The sequence below is a fragment of the Sphingobacterium sp. UBA2480 genome (genome assembly GCF_002341965.1).
In the GTDB taxonomy this organism is placed as follows: Bacteria; Bacteroidota; Bacteroidia; order Sphingobacteriales; family Sphingobacteriaceae; genus Sphingobacterium; species Sphingobacterium multivorum.
The window spans coordinates 46,190-60,654 of sequence record NZ_DDPA01000006.1; the positions used below are offsets into that span (position 1 = coordinate 46,190).

Consider the following 14,465-nt stretch of genomic DNA (forward strand, 5'->3'; position numbering starts at 1 on the left):
ATTCCTCTTTATACACTCAAATGCTTAAATTTAATTTTAAAACAAACCTAAAACTAAAAAGAATGAAGTTATTAAAAACAGTTCTTGCGGTATCGGTGATTGCTTTTTCAGCACATCTTAATACTGCCGTAGCGCAAGCAAAAAAAGAGGTTCCTGCTTACAAAATCTTAGATTTACCTCGTGTAGATATCAAGAAATTTAAAAAGAATAAAGCTGGAGCCTATGTTATTTTTGATGGTACTTCGCTGGAAGGCTGGAGAGGATATGATAAGACCGTAGTCCCGAAAAGATGGGTAATTAATGAGGGGGCGATCAAATTTGATAGCCAAGCTAATGTTGGTAAAGAAGAAGGCGGAGATTTGGTCTTTGCTCATGATTTTAAGAATTTCGAATTGGAGATGGAATGGAAAGTTGCTAAAGGAGCAAATTCGGGTATCTTCTTTTTAGCGAAGGAAGTGGAAGGACAGCCGATTTATATCTCGTCTCCAGAATGCCAGGTCCTGGACAATGAAAACCATCCTGATGCTAAAATGGGGGTAGATGGAAACCGTAAATCGACTTCATTGTACGATATGATTCCTGCCAAGCCGCAGAATGGTAAACCGTATGGCGAGTGGAATAAGGTTAAGATCAGAGTAAACAATGGCAAGGTCGAGCATTTTCAAAATGGTGTAAAGGTTGTTGAATATACATTATGGGATAAGTCGTGGATTGATTTATTGCAAAAAAGTAAATTCAGTGAAGAAAAATGGCCTTTGGCTTTTGAATTGTTGAGCCATGTTGGTGGCGATAGCAAATCAGGGCTTATCGGTCTTCAGGATCATGGAAATGATGTCTGGTTTAAGAATATTACCGTTAAGGTTCTAAAATAGAAAAAGCAGCTTTAAGCTGCTTTTTCTATTTGCTATAGTATCGATTGTAACTCTTTTAAGTCGATAATCATATGTGATACATCGTCCGGTTTTTCAATAACATTTGGGTTAAAGAAAATGGCATCCATGCCTACATTTACGGCTCCACGGATGTCGGCATCCAGGTTATCTCCAATCATCAGTGATTGCTGCGCCCGAGCTTGAGCAGTCGTCATAGCGAACTCAAATATTCGGGGGTCCGGTTTATTCACGCCGATGACTTCCGAAATAAAAATATGTTTGAAATATTTGCTGAGGTTGCTCTTTTCCAGTTTGGTCTCACAGGCCTCTTTAAAACCATTCGATATCAGGTGAAGATTGTATCTGTCACCCAAATAAGCCAAGGTTTCATGTGCATGTGGAAACAGATTTGTTTTTTTGGGACAGATAGCGAGGTATTCCAGTTCGAATTCTTCAGGAAACAACTCCGGATCGACACCGAGCTCAGTAAAGGTGTCGGCAAAGCGTGCTTTCCTGAGTTCTGGTTTTGATATCTTTCCGTGATGATAGAGCCCCCAAAGGCGATGATTGTTAACCGTATAAGTTTCTATAAAACGAGTGGATGACTCTTGATTGAACAAGTGATCAAACTTGTATTTAAAATATAACTCGTGCAGACTTTCTTCGGCATTTTTATCAAAATCCCATATGGTATGATCCAGGTCGAAGAAAATGTCTTTTTTCTCGTGATTAAACATATACAAAATTAAAACAAATTAATTTTAAATTCCAAGTCAGTTGGGTTAGCTAGTGATGAAATTAAAGGTCACTTTTAGCGCTATCGGGTCTCCGATGGTTTATATGAGTCTGTTTGGTGATTTTAGTCTTATTGCGAATCGGTTAATTTTCTTCTTTGTGTCATAATCCTCCGGATATTTCCGAATACATAGGTGAATACCTATTTTTGTCACATGAAGAAAGCGCTGTTACTCTTTTATTTTCTATTGTTCTATGCGGTTATGCAACTGATATGGTGGGGGGTGATGTTTATTCGTTTTGATCCGAGTAAAAAGAACATGATCATAGGGGAGGGAATATTCTTCTTGATTATTTTCTTGTGGGGTGCATGGCGATTGAAGCGACTGGTTGAAAGGGAGCAGAAACTGTTGCAGCAACAGCAGAACTTTCTTTTGGCTATCACACATGAACTTAAATCGCCGTTGGCTTCTGTCAAATTGTATATTCAAACGATTTTGAGACGTGATCTTGACAAGGAGCAACAACAAACGTTCTTGAGAAATTCGCTGAAGGATATCGAGCGTTTGGATGATCTGGTTGAAAATGTATTGATGACAACCAAGTTGGACAGCCGTAACTACAGTATGCCGAAAGAGGATTTTAATTTTACTGCTTTGGTAGAACAGGTTGTGGATAGACTTCAAAAGAATTCCTGTAGTTCGCAAGTCTTGAAACCTTATTTGGAGTCGGATATCATTATTCATGCTGATAAGTTTGCGATTAGTAATGTGGTTACTAATCTGATAGAAAATGCCATTAAGTATTCACCGGCATGTGCTATGGTGGATGTGAAATTATATACGGAGAATAATAAAATAATTTTTTCTGTTGCTGACCATGGTATCGGTATCAGTGATGAAGAGAAAAAACTTATCTTTAATAAGTTTTATCGCGTGGGAAGTGAGGCAACACGAAAAACCAAAGGTACAGGTTTGGGGTTATATATCGTGAAAACCGTATTGCAGAAGCACGACGCGACCATAAAAGTTAAAGATAACACTCCTAAAGGGAGTATTTTTGAAGTAACATTTGAAAGAAATGCAAAGTAAACAAAGAATATTACTTGTCGAAGATGAAGAACACTTGTTAGAAGCTATCAAGTTGAATCTCGAAATGGAAGGTTACCGTGTTACTACGGCTACCGATGGAAAAAAAGCACTAAAAGTCTTCAAGGAGGAACGTTTCAACTTGGTGGTTTTGGATGTGATGATTCCCGAAATAGATGGATTCCAAGTAGCTGAAACTATTCGACTGCAAAACACTGAAGTTCCTATCATGTTTTTAACTGCGAAAAATAGCAGTGAGGATCGAATTACGGGTCTTAAGAAAGGGGCGGATGATTATTTGGTAAAACCTTTCAACTTAGAAGAATTGATCCTTCGCGTTGGAAATTTGGTGCGTCGTGGCATGAAACCGGATGATTTGAAAGAACTAAATTCTTATCAAATCGGTGATAAAACGATCTATTTTAATTCGTATGAGCTACATCATGCGGATGGCACGATCACTTCTTTGACAAAGAAGGAGACTATGCTGTTGAAACTGTTGATTGAACGACGTAATGAGGCAGTATCACGGGAACAAATATTGGAGACCGTATGGAATTACGATGTTTATCCATCTACGCGTACCATCGACAATTTTATCTTAACCTTCCGAAAATATTTCGAACCAGATCAAAAGCATCCGATTTATTTCCATTCTATCAGAGGTGTTGGTTATAAGTTTACCGACAATAACGCATAGGTAGAAAGAGATGATGACAATCAAGGCTAGAATAGCCGTTATTTTTATTGCTGCATTATTTTTAGGCTATGGCTTATACCAGGGGCATTATCAAACTGCTGTGCTGATAGCGGGTGGAATAGGCTACTTGATTTGGAGTCATTTTAGAGAAGGGTCCGTTTTTTTGGCAACGCAGGCTTTTCATAGACAAGATTATGAAAAGGCAAAAAACTTACTTGCTGAGATAAAGAATCCGGATGCACTTCGTAAAGGCAGGCGCAATTTCTATGAATTTATGATGGGAAACATTGCGCTTAAAGAGGAACGCGTCGATGAGGCTGAATATCATTTTCAGCTAGCTTCGCGTCTGCCTTGGAAAAAAGATAATGAAAAGGGTATGGTTATGATTAATCTAGCAAATATAGCGCTGCGAAAGTTGGATTATGAAAGAGCTAGAGCTTATACAGATGTTGCCAATAAGCTACATCTGACGGCTAGGCAGAACAGCATTATTACAAAAATAGAAAACGAAATTTCAAAACATTTATAGTGAGTACTACTTTACAAAACGACTTATTGATTAGAGCTGCGTTCTCGCAGCAAACGGAAAGACCTCCTGTGTGGATGATGCGTCAAGCTGGACGCTTTATGAAGGAATATTGGGATATCAAGAATAAATATTCCTTTTTGGAGATGTGCAAAACACCAGAAATTGCTGCGGATGTCACTATGCTCCCAGTAGATTTGCTAGGCATTGATGCCGCTATTTTATTTTCTGATATTTTAGTTACAGCTGAAGCTATGGGAGGGGATCTGTCCTTTGAGCAAGGTGTCGGTCCTCGTTTTTCTAATCCTGTTCGCTCTGTAAAGGATGCTGAAGCTTTGTCTACCAACTGTTTGGATAAATTGCAGTATGTTGCTGATGCAATCAAGGTCATTCAACAACGTCTTGACAGCCGCATCCCTTTGATTGGTTTTGCGGGCGCACCATTTACAATTTTAAGTTATTTGGTTGAAGGTGGATCTTCAAAAGATTTTAAGTTAACGAAGTTGATGTTGAACAATCAGCCTGAGTTAGCACATCTGATCCTTCAAAAGATTGCAGATGTAACGGTTGAATATCTTAACATGCAGATTGCAGCCGGAGTAAATGCAATTCAATTATTTGATAGCTGGGCCTTGGCCTTATCTTGGAATGATTATCGTGATTTTTCGCATTATTATAATAAGCAGATTATTGCGAAGTTGAACCGTAAGGATATTCCAGTCATTTCCTTTTGCAAAGGATCTTCTGTTTTTGCACCAATGATGGTCGAAGCGCAACCTGATGTTGTTTCTATCGATTGGAATGCAGATTTAAAAAATATTAAACAATCTCTGCCGCAGGGTATTGCTGTTCAAGGGAATTTGGATCCATTTGTTTTGTATGCAGATAAACCTGTTATCAAAAAGAAGATTATCGAACTATTTGAGCGCATGAGAGGTGAAAATGGTTTTATTTTCAATTTGGGTCATGGTATTATGCCGGATATTCCTTTTGATAATGTAAAATATGCCATTGAGGTTGTAAAGGAATTTAGCTATTAGTTTGCTATCCACTTCAACAACAAAAACGACTTGCCTCTGGCAGGTCGTTTTTGTTGTTACATGCTACAATCTCGTGTTTTTGATAGTGTTCTTTTGTATAATGGATGTAAGATTTGTGCAATTGATGTTTGGACGTATTGATTGCTCTTAACTTTTCTTATTTTTGTACCTATGGTCTATTTATATGCAAAAGCAGTTCATATTATCTTTGTGATTTGTTGGATGTCAGGTCTGTTCTATATGCCTCGACTCTTTATATATCATACAGAAGCTAAGGACAAGAGTCAGGAAGCATTTGATGTTTTGCATAAAGAATTCAGTAAGATGGAAAAATTACTGTGGTGGGTAATTACTACTCCTGCGATGTACATCACAGTCTTTTCTGCACTAGTTATGTTATGGTATTCTCCTGGCTTATTATCCATGGGGTGGATGCATGTAAAACTGACATTCGTTCTGGGAATGATAATTTATCATTTTACCTGCCAGAAGATTATGTTCAAATTAAGCCGTCAAGAATCCAAATTAACCTCAACAAAACTCCGTTTGTTTAATGAGGTCGCGACAGTTTTATTATTTGCGATTGTTTTTACTGTTGTCTTAAAGTCAGCCCTGAATTGGATATTTGGTGTTTTGGGGCTCTTAATTTTATCCATCGCTTTAATGATGGCCGTAAAACTTTATAAGAAGTACCGGAACAAGAAAGCATAACAAAATGTTAAATTCGTCTGGTTTCTTAATCCTTTTTTATGCTGTGTAGTCGAAAGATTATAAATTGAATCGGATTATGTACAGGAAAATTTTGGTGACGGTCTCGTTGCTTATTGTCGCAACGGCTGGGTTCGCGCAGCGATACAGACCTTTTGGAGGAGCATTAAATATCTATTCTACTGATGTTCCATTTTTTCTTTATATCAACAACGTTTTGTATAACAATAGAGCTTCCACGGATATCAGGGTCCCCAATTTGACGAGTCGTCGTTATGATCTGCGTATTGTGTTTGCTGATAGGCAGCAACGAACGTTGAACGGTAGCGGCGTGCAACTTGTCAATAGAAATGGACAATATATGAATGTTGTATTTTCTGTCAGTAGCAGACGTGGAAATAGGGGGATTATCTTGGAGTCCATGAATCCTGTTGATCGGTATAACAACGGTAATTATCGTGAGGATTTACCTTATACTAACCGGGACGGATATCGCAATGAACAAGGTAATGATCGATACAGACAATCAGAAGATCGTGACGATTTGCCAGACAATAATCGTGAAGGATATAACAAAGGATGGAATAATGATCGATATAGGCAATCAGGAGACGATAAGGTTTATCGCGACGGTGTAGCGAATCAAAGAGGATATGCTGAAAATGAAGATAATGATCAGTCTGATAACGGAGTAATGAATAAGACGAATTCTAATCGATTGAACGATCTATTGAATCAGAAGGAAAACGATCAGGATAGGCTTGCTGTAGCTGCTCAGGAATTAAAAAGTATGCGCCTAAGTGTTACTGAAATTGTTGATTTAATGGAACTTTTTATACGAGATGATAATAAACTGGCTTTTGCCAAATATGCTTATCCGACCTGTGTGGATAAACAGCATTATGAGAGAGTAGGGGATGCCTTATCGTTCAGTTCAACCCGGGAGAAGCTAGTGGATTTTTTAAAAAAATAAAAGGAGCATTTTGCTCCTTTTTTATTCACCGCCGAAGCAGATATATTTTAATTCCATATATTCATCCAAACCGTGTTTAGAACCTTCACGACCTACACCAGATTGTTTTACTCCACCAAAAGGAGCTGCTGCATTTGAAATAAGACCTGTGTTAATACCTACCATGCCAGCTTCTAGCTGTTCAGCAACACGAAAACAGCGATTTATATTTGTACTATAGAAATAGGAGGCTAGGCCAAATTCAGTAGCGTTGGCCATTGCTATTCCATCATCTTCTGTTTTGAAACTGAAAAGAGCGCAAATAGGACCAAAAGTCTCCTCGCGGAATATAAGTGCTTCTTTCGGGACGTTGGTCAGGACAGTTGGTTGGAAAAATAGGTCTTTGATGACCTTTCCTCCTGTAGCCAATTCGGCACCATGATTTAACGCGTCTTGCACATGATGCTGCACTTTTTCTAGCCCTTTTGTATTGATTAATGGACCTACCTGGACGCCTTTGTCAAGTCCATTGCCAACTTTCAATTTACTGACAGCATGGCTAAGTTTCATCGAAAACTCATCATAGACTTCTTCTTGGATTAGAAACCTATTGATGGAAACGCAAGTTTGCCCTGAGTTTCTAAATTTTCCGGCAATAGCTCCTTCGACTGCAGCATCAATATCCGCATCGTTAAAAACCAAAAAAGGAGCATTACCACCAAGCTCCATAGACACTTTTTTAATGTTAGAGGCTGATTGTTCTATGAGTGTTTTTCCGACTTCGGTTGAGCCTGTGAAAGATAGTTTTCGTATGAGGTTGTTCGTAGCGAGTTCTTTGCCGATACCAGCACTATCTTTTCCAGTAATCACATTAAAAACGCCTTTTGGAATCCCAGCATCTTCAGCCAGTTTAGCCAAAGCTATAGCAGAAAATGGTGTTTGAGATGCCGGTTTTAGCACAATGGTACAACCAGATACCAAAGCTGGAGCAACCTTTCGGGTGATCATCGCTAAGGGGAAATTCCAGGGTGTAATTGCAGCAACAACTCCGACCCCTTGCCTAATTGTAAGCATTCTAGTTCCTTTTTTTTGAGAAGGTATCGTCTCACCATAGGCCCTTTTTCCTTCTTCTGAAAACCATTCTACGAAGGAACTACCGTAGTCAACCTCTACCCTCGATTCGCTAAGGGGTTTGCCACTTTCTAAGGTCATGATTTCCGCTAGATCGTCTTTATATTGCTGAATAAGATCGTACCACTTTCGGACGGTGTTGCATCGTTCCAGTACAGTTGTGTTTTTCCAGCTTTTCCACGCCTTGTCAGCATCAATTATGGCTTTAGTACAGTCAGCTACTTTTAGATCTGGCAACGAAGCAATAACTTTCCCTGTTGCAGGATTTACCACATCAAAGGTGTGTTTTGACTTGATAAATTTCCCATTGATATAGGCACTGTCAATTAAAAGTGTATTTTTCATCGATGTAAATTTAATTGTCACAAGTATAATTAGAAGATTTCTGAACTAAACTTCACTTCAATATGATCGTTGTTTGTTCAAATGAATCTCTCTCGCTCAGATTTTGACGGTATTGTACAAAACTCATTTTTTCCAAACCATCGATAGCGATTTTTAGCAAAATAATCATAGAGCGTATCTCTCCATTTGAGTGGTAAAATCTTCAGTAAATAACATGTCATGTAGGGGAAGCCCAATTGCTTACAAATCTTTAAAACAGCTTCACTTTTGAGATAGATACCGGTTGGAGATAGGAAAACGATGGAGTCAGTATTTTTGGGAATATTTGTTAGTGTGGTCCGGGCAAATTCAGACTGCAAAGAACTAAATAAGAATTTCTTTCTGCGATCTATTCTTAATAATAGTTGAACAAAGCGATTACAGATCAAGCAATCACCATCGAAAAAGATGATATATCTCCCTTGTTGTTCCATATTATAAAGTTACTCCTATTTATTGAAAGTACTGCCACAACAAGATCATAAAAGGGAGAGATTTTATCATTAACCGAGTTTAGTCCTCCATGTAAAAAAGGCGGTGTTTCTATTGGAAACACCGCCTTTTTTAATTCCTTTTTATAGGTTTTTCATGATTGTATGTCCCATACGATCCCTTTTGGTTTTTAAGTACTCTTCGTTAAAGGGATTTGCAGTTATTTCAATAGGTACATTTTCTATAATTTCAAGACCATAACCTACTAGGCCAGCACGTTTTGTCGGATTATTTGACATAAGACGCATTTTTGTGACACCAAGATTTCGAAGAATCTGTGCTCCGACACCATAGTCTCTTAAATCTGCTTTAAATCCTAATTGTACATTGGCATCTACCGTGTCCAAGCCATTTTCTTGTAACTTGTAAGCATGTAGCTTATTGATCAGTCCAATACCGCGACCTTCTTGATTCATATAGACAATAACACCTTTCCCCTCTTGCTGGATCATTTCCATTGCTTTGTGCAGTTGAGGACCACAGTCACAACGGCAAGAACCAAAAATATCACCCGTAACACAAGAGCTGTGCACCCGCACCAAAATAGGCTCATCTTCATTCCACTCCCCTTTGTAAAGCGCTAAATGTTGTTCGCCAGTGTCTTTTTGTGTAAAGGCTTTCATCTTAAAATCACCAAATTGCGTTGGCATATTAACAGTGACTTCTTCATTGATTAAAGAATCGTGCTTAAGACGGTATTCAATTAGATCTTCAATACTAACGATCTTTAAATCAAATTTTTTAGCAACCTCTATTAGTTCTGGAAGTCTGGCCATTTCACCATCTTCTTTTAGAATCTCAACCAATACACCTGCTGGTTCAAATCCTGCTAATCGAGCAAGGTCAACGGTAGCTTCAGTGTGTCCTGTGCGACGTAATACGCCACCATCTTTTGCTATTAGCGGGAAAATATGTCCTGGTCTACCTAATTCTTCATAATGAATATTAGGATCAATCATTGCTTTAATTGTTTTCGAGCGGTCTGACGCAGAAATTCCGGTTGTACAACCGTATCCCTGTAAGTCAATGGAAACTGTAAAGTTTGTTTCATATACTGCTGTATTCTGTCCCACCATTAGATCCAGATGTAATGCATCTGCTCTTTCTTTTGTAATTGGGGCACACACTAGTCCACGACCATGAGTCGCCATAAAGTTGATGATTTCGGGAGTTGCATTGCGGGCAGCTGTGACAAAGTCTCCTTCATTTTCGCGATCTTCGTCATCCACGACGATTACTACTTTTCCTGCTTGTATATCAGCGATCGCTTCTTCGATCGTGTTTAATTTGAAATCCATTTATTGATATATTGTAATTGGTACAAAGTTAGTGTAGAATCTAAATTTATTTATAATAGCGTTGTCACAATCTAATGTGATTCTTTCAATTTATTCTTTTTTGCAAGCTTTTCCTTAATCCATTTCCAAGCGGCTTCTACTTTTAATTTATATTGATCAATATCAAATAACGCGGAATCTGTCGTTGACTTGTATGTTAGAAAAGCGGCCAATGGTGTTAAGACAATAATGGCCATCCACATGCCAACGGCTGATGATATGGCACCATCTTTAGCTGTTTTTTCTGCTACTGTAGAGATAATGTGATAGATCAGAAAGAAAATGATGGCCATCACCACAGGAAGACCAAGTCCACCTTTTCTGATAATGGCTCCTAGTGGAGCTCCAATTGCAAATAGTAAGAGACAGGAGACAGCTAGGGTAAACTTGCGATGCCATTCAATACGATAACGGATATCTTTCGATTTGTAATCTTTAAATTCAAGTGTACGGCCGTTTAGATCTTCCTTTAAATAATTCAACTGGTTCAGCGCATTCATAGTGATTTGTGCTCGTTGTTCTTGTGGAACGAGATCGGTAAGCAAATTTTTAAAAGGTTTGATCTTAGCCTCTTTGACCTTTGGCTGTCCGGGTTGATTCACACTAAAATATTTCGAATAGATATTATATCGGGTGTCTAATGTACGGACGATTGCCTTTCCCATGCTGTCTATTTTGATATGATTGGAATCGATGTACATGTCTAACTGTTTCAGGTTTAACATGGCATGGTGGCTCTTGAAGAGGTTTTCATCCGTTTTACCCTGTTGAAAACTTCCCATATCAAACTTTTGCTCTGTTTCCTTAAACTTAAACCGCGTAAATTGCTGGCGTGGATCGTAGGTTTTGGAGTTTTTAGTCCGTGCTTCCTCGTAGCGGATACCATCCTTAAGTTTAAGGATCATATAATTGTTGTCAGGAGAGTTATAGATATACCCTTCTTTGGCCATAAGTACATTATTGGCTGTATTACCGCCACGATGATCATAGATCATCAAGTCATAGAGAATTGTTCCCGCTTTGTTTTTTCCTCTAGCGCGGATTGAGTAACCTGGAATGGTGTTGTTAAAGATTCCGGGTTTGATGAGGAAATCTGCCTTTTTATTACGTACATCAGTAAGTAGCGTACCCATTTTTAGGTTCACTACGGGGAGAATATAATCGGAGAACAGAAAAGAACTTGTTGCGAAAATTGCAACGAGTATAAATAGCGGGGTCATTGCTTTACGTAAAGATACGCCTGCAGCCTTGATTGCAACTAATTCATAGCTTTCACCCAGATTTCCGAAAGTCATAATGGAGGAAAGGAGCATGGATAAAGGCATTGCCATTTGGATTTGAACAACGCATTGATATCCAATTAGCTCCATGATGGTATACCATTCAAATCCTTTTCCAATCAAATCATCAATGTACTTGAATAGGAAAAGCATCAATAAGACAAACATCACAATAAAGAATGTGACAATAAATGGTTTTATGAAAGCTTGAAGAATAAGTAAATGAACCTTTTTCATCCGTGACGCAAAGCAAATTGATGCCTTTACATTAAGGCATCTCCCAACTAAGAAGCTCCTGCTGGAGCCCCTAGTGGAAATATATTGCAAAGATAGGCTTTTTTATGCACCTATAACACTTTGAAGATAGACTATTGAATTTTTCCAAATTAACTTTCTATTTTCAAGGTCTTCTTCTTTAGCGTAATCTGTTATCTTAAGAGCAACATCATTCGTTAGCTCGTCTTGATCGATCTCCAGATCGAAATAATAGGGATCATCATCTAGCCATTTAAAGCGTACAGATTTATTTTCTTTTGATGCTACAATTTTTGCTCGGTGAGGTTCATCATCCCAAATGAAAGTATAAACGGTGTCTTTATAGTTTACATCATCTGCAAACCATTGTGCCAATTCGTTTGGTTCTTGCAAATACGGAAATAAAATTCTAGGTGAAGAGTTGATGATATATTCTAGTTGGAATTTTATTTTATCTGCCATAAAAATGTTTTTTTAAATTTTAGTTTGTTTAAATCAAAAATAAGCTATATTTGCATTCCCAAAAATGGCGGGGTAGCTCAGATGGTTNNTTCGATTCTGCTCCCCGCTACAAATCTCTTCCAAAATTGCTTTTTATTGCATCAACTTATTATTTGTAATAATACATATTTATTTTGTTATTGCAAGTTTTTTTGTAAAAAGTTGCTCCCGTTTTTTATGTTTTTTGGGCTGTCAATTTTTTTAAGTTCATTTTCTATTTTTCAGTGCTAAATTTATTGAGTTAAAAATGAGTTTGTTGTGTTTAATACAAGTTTTAAATAGGCCAGAATCAGTAAAAAAATAAAAAAATCTTTTGAATTGACATACGAAGTGGTATATTTGCATACCGAAACGGCGGGGTAGCTCAGATGGTTNNTTCGATTCTGCTCCCCGCTACTAAAAGCATCAATCTTAACAAGATTGATGCTTTTTTATGATTGCATGTATTTCCTTTTTATCGCATTTCCTTTCGCTGCCGGCAAGATTACATCTATCTTTGTATTGTTTTATGGATAATATTTAAATAATGAATATAAGACCTATACTAACCCTATTTTGCTTTTTTATCTGCCATCATGTTTTTGCACAACAAGGCACAAAAAGCCACGTCGTTACACATCAACGGAAAACCATTCTATGTGATGCACAGAAAGGCGAGAATTCTTACCCGGCTTGGGGAGTATTTCCAAAAGAAAATTATCCTATACGAAAGGTTACTATGTTTGTTACGCTGGGGAGCCCGGATAGTTTGCGCACGGCGCATTGGGACTATTTGGATCACATCGTATTACGTCGTAAAGGAGGGGAAAATGGACCAGCACTAAATTATGAATTAGGAAGAATGCTTACGCCATATGGTAGTATTTACAATAAGGGATGGAGTTGGAAGTGGCAGGTCGATGTAACTGATTTTGCTCCTTTCTTAAGGGATAGCGTGGAAATTGTCTATACTCATTCTGGTTTTGAGGACAAGACTGTGGGATGGGCACTTACCGTAGATTTTGAAATTTTATCAGGTCCACCAGTTGTTACCCCATTGGGAATAACAACGCTGTGGAATAAAGCCTATAAATATGGGGATGTCAACGAAAAGATAGCAGAAAATCTACTGCCAATAACATATACCTCGAGTGCGGGAGCAGCATTGAGCCGAATACGCATTCAGCATACAGGGCATGGTATGGATAAACCACGTGGCTGTAGCGAATTCTGTAGCCGGTGGCGCGAACTAACCTTCGATGGAAAGACTGTGGACAAACGTGATATGTGGAAGAAATGTGGGGGTAATCCACTTTATCCACAAGGCGGGACCTGGGTACATGACCGCGCATATTGGTGTCCTGGAGATTTACAGCAGCCTGATTTTATTGATGTATTTACTAAAGTTGGTACCCATCAAATTGCCTTACAGATGGAACCTTATACAGCGACTGATAATGTGCAGGCTGTCGAAAATATATCCGCTTACTTGTTTCAATATTCTGCCCCTAAGCAAAAAGTTGATGTTGCCGTTGAGTCAATAATGGTTCCAAGTGATGAACAGCGTTTTTCTCGATTAAATCCGGCGAGTGTTGGCCCAAGGATCTCTTTCAGAAATTTAGGTGCTGAGCCGATTCGTACCCTAGAAATTGTTTATGGCACGAAGGGATTCCCTGCCAGAACTTTTCATTGGAAAGGTAATCTTTCTTTTAATCAGGTTGTAGAAGTTATACTGCCTGGAGAAATACAAGAAAGAGATCAGGAGAATGTATTTACGGTATCACTTCTAAAACCGAATGGCAAGTCGGATGCGTGGCCTATAGACAATAAGGCGGAAAGCGTCTTTACCGCGCTGCAGCGATTTCCCACTGATTTTGTTTTGGAGTTTATGACCAATAATAAACCGGCGGATAATCGTATATTTCTAATTAATGCAAAGCAGGATACGGTCTTTCGCAAAAATGGCGCCCAACTGGCTGCGGCAACGATGTATAGAGATACTTTACACCTTAATGAGGGAAACCACTCACTCTCTTTGGCTGATACCGCAGGTAACGGACTGCAGTTTTGGGCACAACCTGAAAATGGTGATGGCCATTTACGAATCTTCGATTTGAAAGGAAACCTTATTCATGCTTTTGAAAGCGATTGTGGAAATGGCGAAATGTTTAGTTTCCATGCTAAACGTGGATTTGAGACGGGTCTAAGTTCAACGCAATATGCCTTCTCGCTTTATCCAAGGTCGGTTGTGGATAAGACTCAACTAAGCGTAGTCTCCAATGAACCGAGTGAGATGACTGTGCTTTTTATGGTTGATGGCGTTTTGTGGCAAAAACACGAATACAAATCCATTCAACAGGCTGTGCTGAATTATGATGTGAGTCATTTACCATCAGGAAGAATAATCGTAGAAGTTTTGATGGATGGTATTAGCCAGTTTAAAGGACGAATAAATAAAAGATAACCGGATAAAGAAAAGCGTGAA

14 protein-coding genes are annotated in these 14,465 nt (G+C 38.5%); 8 read left to right on the plus strand and 6 right to left on the minus strand.

Going from position 1 to position 14,465, the window contains the following annotated elements; genetic code table 11:
• Positions 1-62: 62 nt before the first annotated feature.
• Positions 63-872, plus strand: coding sequence for a 3-keto-disaccharide hydrolase (locus B3600_RS11820; protein ID WP_083295832.1), 810 nt, complete (start codon positions 63-65; stop codon positions 870-872).
• Positions 873-904: 32 nt separating this feature from the next.
• Here B3600_RS11820 and B3600_RS11825 read toward each other — a convergent pair whose 3' ends face one another.
• Entirely contained in the window at positions 905-1,609 is a 705-nt protein-coding gene (locus B3600_RS11825) for a YjjG family noncanonical pyrimidine nucleotidase (protein ID WP_070563144.1), read from the minus strand.
• Positions 1,610-1,822: 213 nt separating this feature from the next.
• Between B3600_RS11825 and B3600_RS11830 the strand changes: the two genes are divergently transcribed.
• The 6 genes from B3600_RS11830 to B3600_RS11855 all read left to right on the plus strand — a co-directional run bounded on the left by B3600_RS11830 (position 1,823) and on the right by B3600_RS11855 (position 6,642).
• Positions 1,823-2,698, plus strand: coding sequence for a sensor histidine kinase (locus B3600_RS11830; protein WP_070563141.1), 876 nt, complete (start codon positions 1,823-1,825; stop codon positions 2,696-2,698).
• The gene (locus tag B3600_RS11835) at positions 2,688-3,395 is read left to right on the plus strand and encodes a response regulator transcription factor (RefSeq protein ID WP_070563139.1); all 708 of its coding nucleotides are present in this window, start codon (positions 2,688-2,690) and stop codon (positions 3,393-3,395) included. Before B3600_RS11830 ends, B3600_RS11835 begins: the two co-directional genes overlap by 11 nt.
• Positions 3,396-3,405: 10 nt before the next feature.
• The gene (locus tag B3600_RS11840) at positions 3,406-3,924 is read left to right on the plus strand and encodes a hypothetical protein (protein WP_236560284.1); all 519 of its coding nucleotides are present in this window, start codon (positions 3,406-3,408) and stop codon (positions 3,922-3,924) included.
• The gene (gene hemE / locus B3600_RS11845; RefSeq protein ID WP_070563136.1) at positions 3,924-4,961 is read left to right on the plus strand and encodes a uroporphyrinogen decarboxylase; all 1,038 of its coding nucleotides are present in this window, start codon (positions 3,924-3,926) and stop codon (positions 4,959-4,961) included. The genes B3600_RS11840 and hemE overlap by 1 nt, the downstream gene beginning before the upstream one ends.
• Positions 4,962-5,132: 171 nt before the next feature.
• Entirely contained in the window at positions 5,133-5,672 is a 540-nt protein-coding gene (locus tag B3600_RS11850) for a CopD family protein (protein WP_070563133.1), read from the plus strand.
• A 76-nt stretch (positions 5,673-5,748) separates the two neighbouring features.
• On the plus strand, positions 5,749-6,642 hold the full coding sequence (locus B3600_RS11855) for a DUF4476 domain-containing protein (RefSeq protein WP_070563131.1): 894 nt from the start codon (positions 5,749-5,751) through the stop codon (positions 6,640-6,642).
• Positions 6,643-6,663: 21 nt separating this feature from the next.
• Here B3600_RS11855 and B3600_RS11860 read toward each other — a convergent pair whose 3' ends face one another.
• The 5 genes from B3600_RS11860 to B3600_RS11875 all read right to left on the minus strand — a co-directional run bounded on the left by B3600_RS11860 (position 6,664) and on the right by B3600_RS11875 (position 11,962).
• On the minus strand, positions 6,664-8,097 hold the full coding sequence (locus tag B3600_RS11860) for an NAD-dependent succinate-semialdehyde dehydrogenase (protein ID WP_286753103.1): 1,434 nt from the start codon (positions 8,095-8,097) through the stop codon (positions 6,664-6,666).
• 77 nt (positions 8,098-8,174) lie between these two features.
• A complete protein-coding gene (locus tag B3600_RS25590) occupies positions 8,175-8,570 on the minus strand; it encodes a thiol-disulfide oxidoreductase DCC family protein (protein WP_353681989.1) in 396 nt (131 codons plus the stop codon).
• Positions 8,571-8,711: 141 nt separating this feature from the next.
• Entirely contained in the window at positions 8,712-9,926 is a 1,215-nt protein-coding gene (locus tag B3600_RS11865) for a bifunctional 3,4-dihydroxy-2-butanone-4-phosphate synthase/GTP cyclohydrolase II (protein WP_070563122.1), read from the minus strand.
• A gap of 71 nt (positions 9,927-9,997) precedes the next feature.
• Positions 9,998-11,482: an LptF/LptG family permease gene (locus tag B3600_RS11870; protein ID WP_070563119.1), complete on the minus strand. Its 1,485-nt coding sequence runs from the start codon at positions 11,480-11,482 to the stop codon at positions 9,998-10,000.
• Positions 11,483-11,584: 102 nt separating this feature from the next.
• The gene (locus B3600_RS11875; protein WP_070563117.1) at positions 11,585-11,962 is read right to left on the minus strand and encodes an START-like domain-containing protein; all 378 of its coding nucleotides are present in this window, start codon (positions 11,960-11,962) and stop codon (positions 11,585-11,587) included.
• A gap of 565 nt (positions 11,963-12,527) precedes the next feature.
• Between B3600_RS11875 and B3600_RS11880 the strand changes: the two genes are divergently transcribed.
• A complete protein-coding gene (locus B3600_RS11880; protein WP_286753104.1) occupies positions 12,528-14,444 on the plus strand; it encodes a peptide-N-glycosidase F-related protein in 1,917 nt (638 codons plus the stop codon).
• The last annotated feature ends 21 nt before the right edge of the window (positions 14,445-14,465 follow it).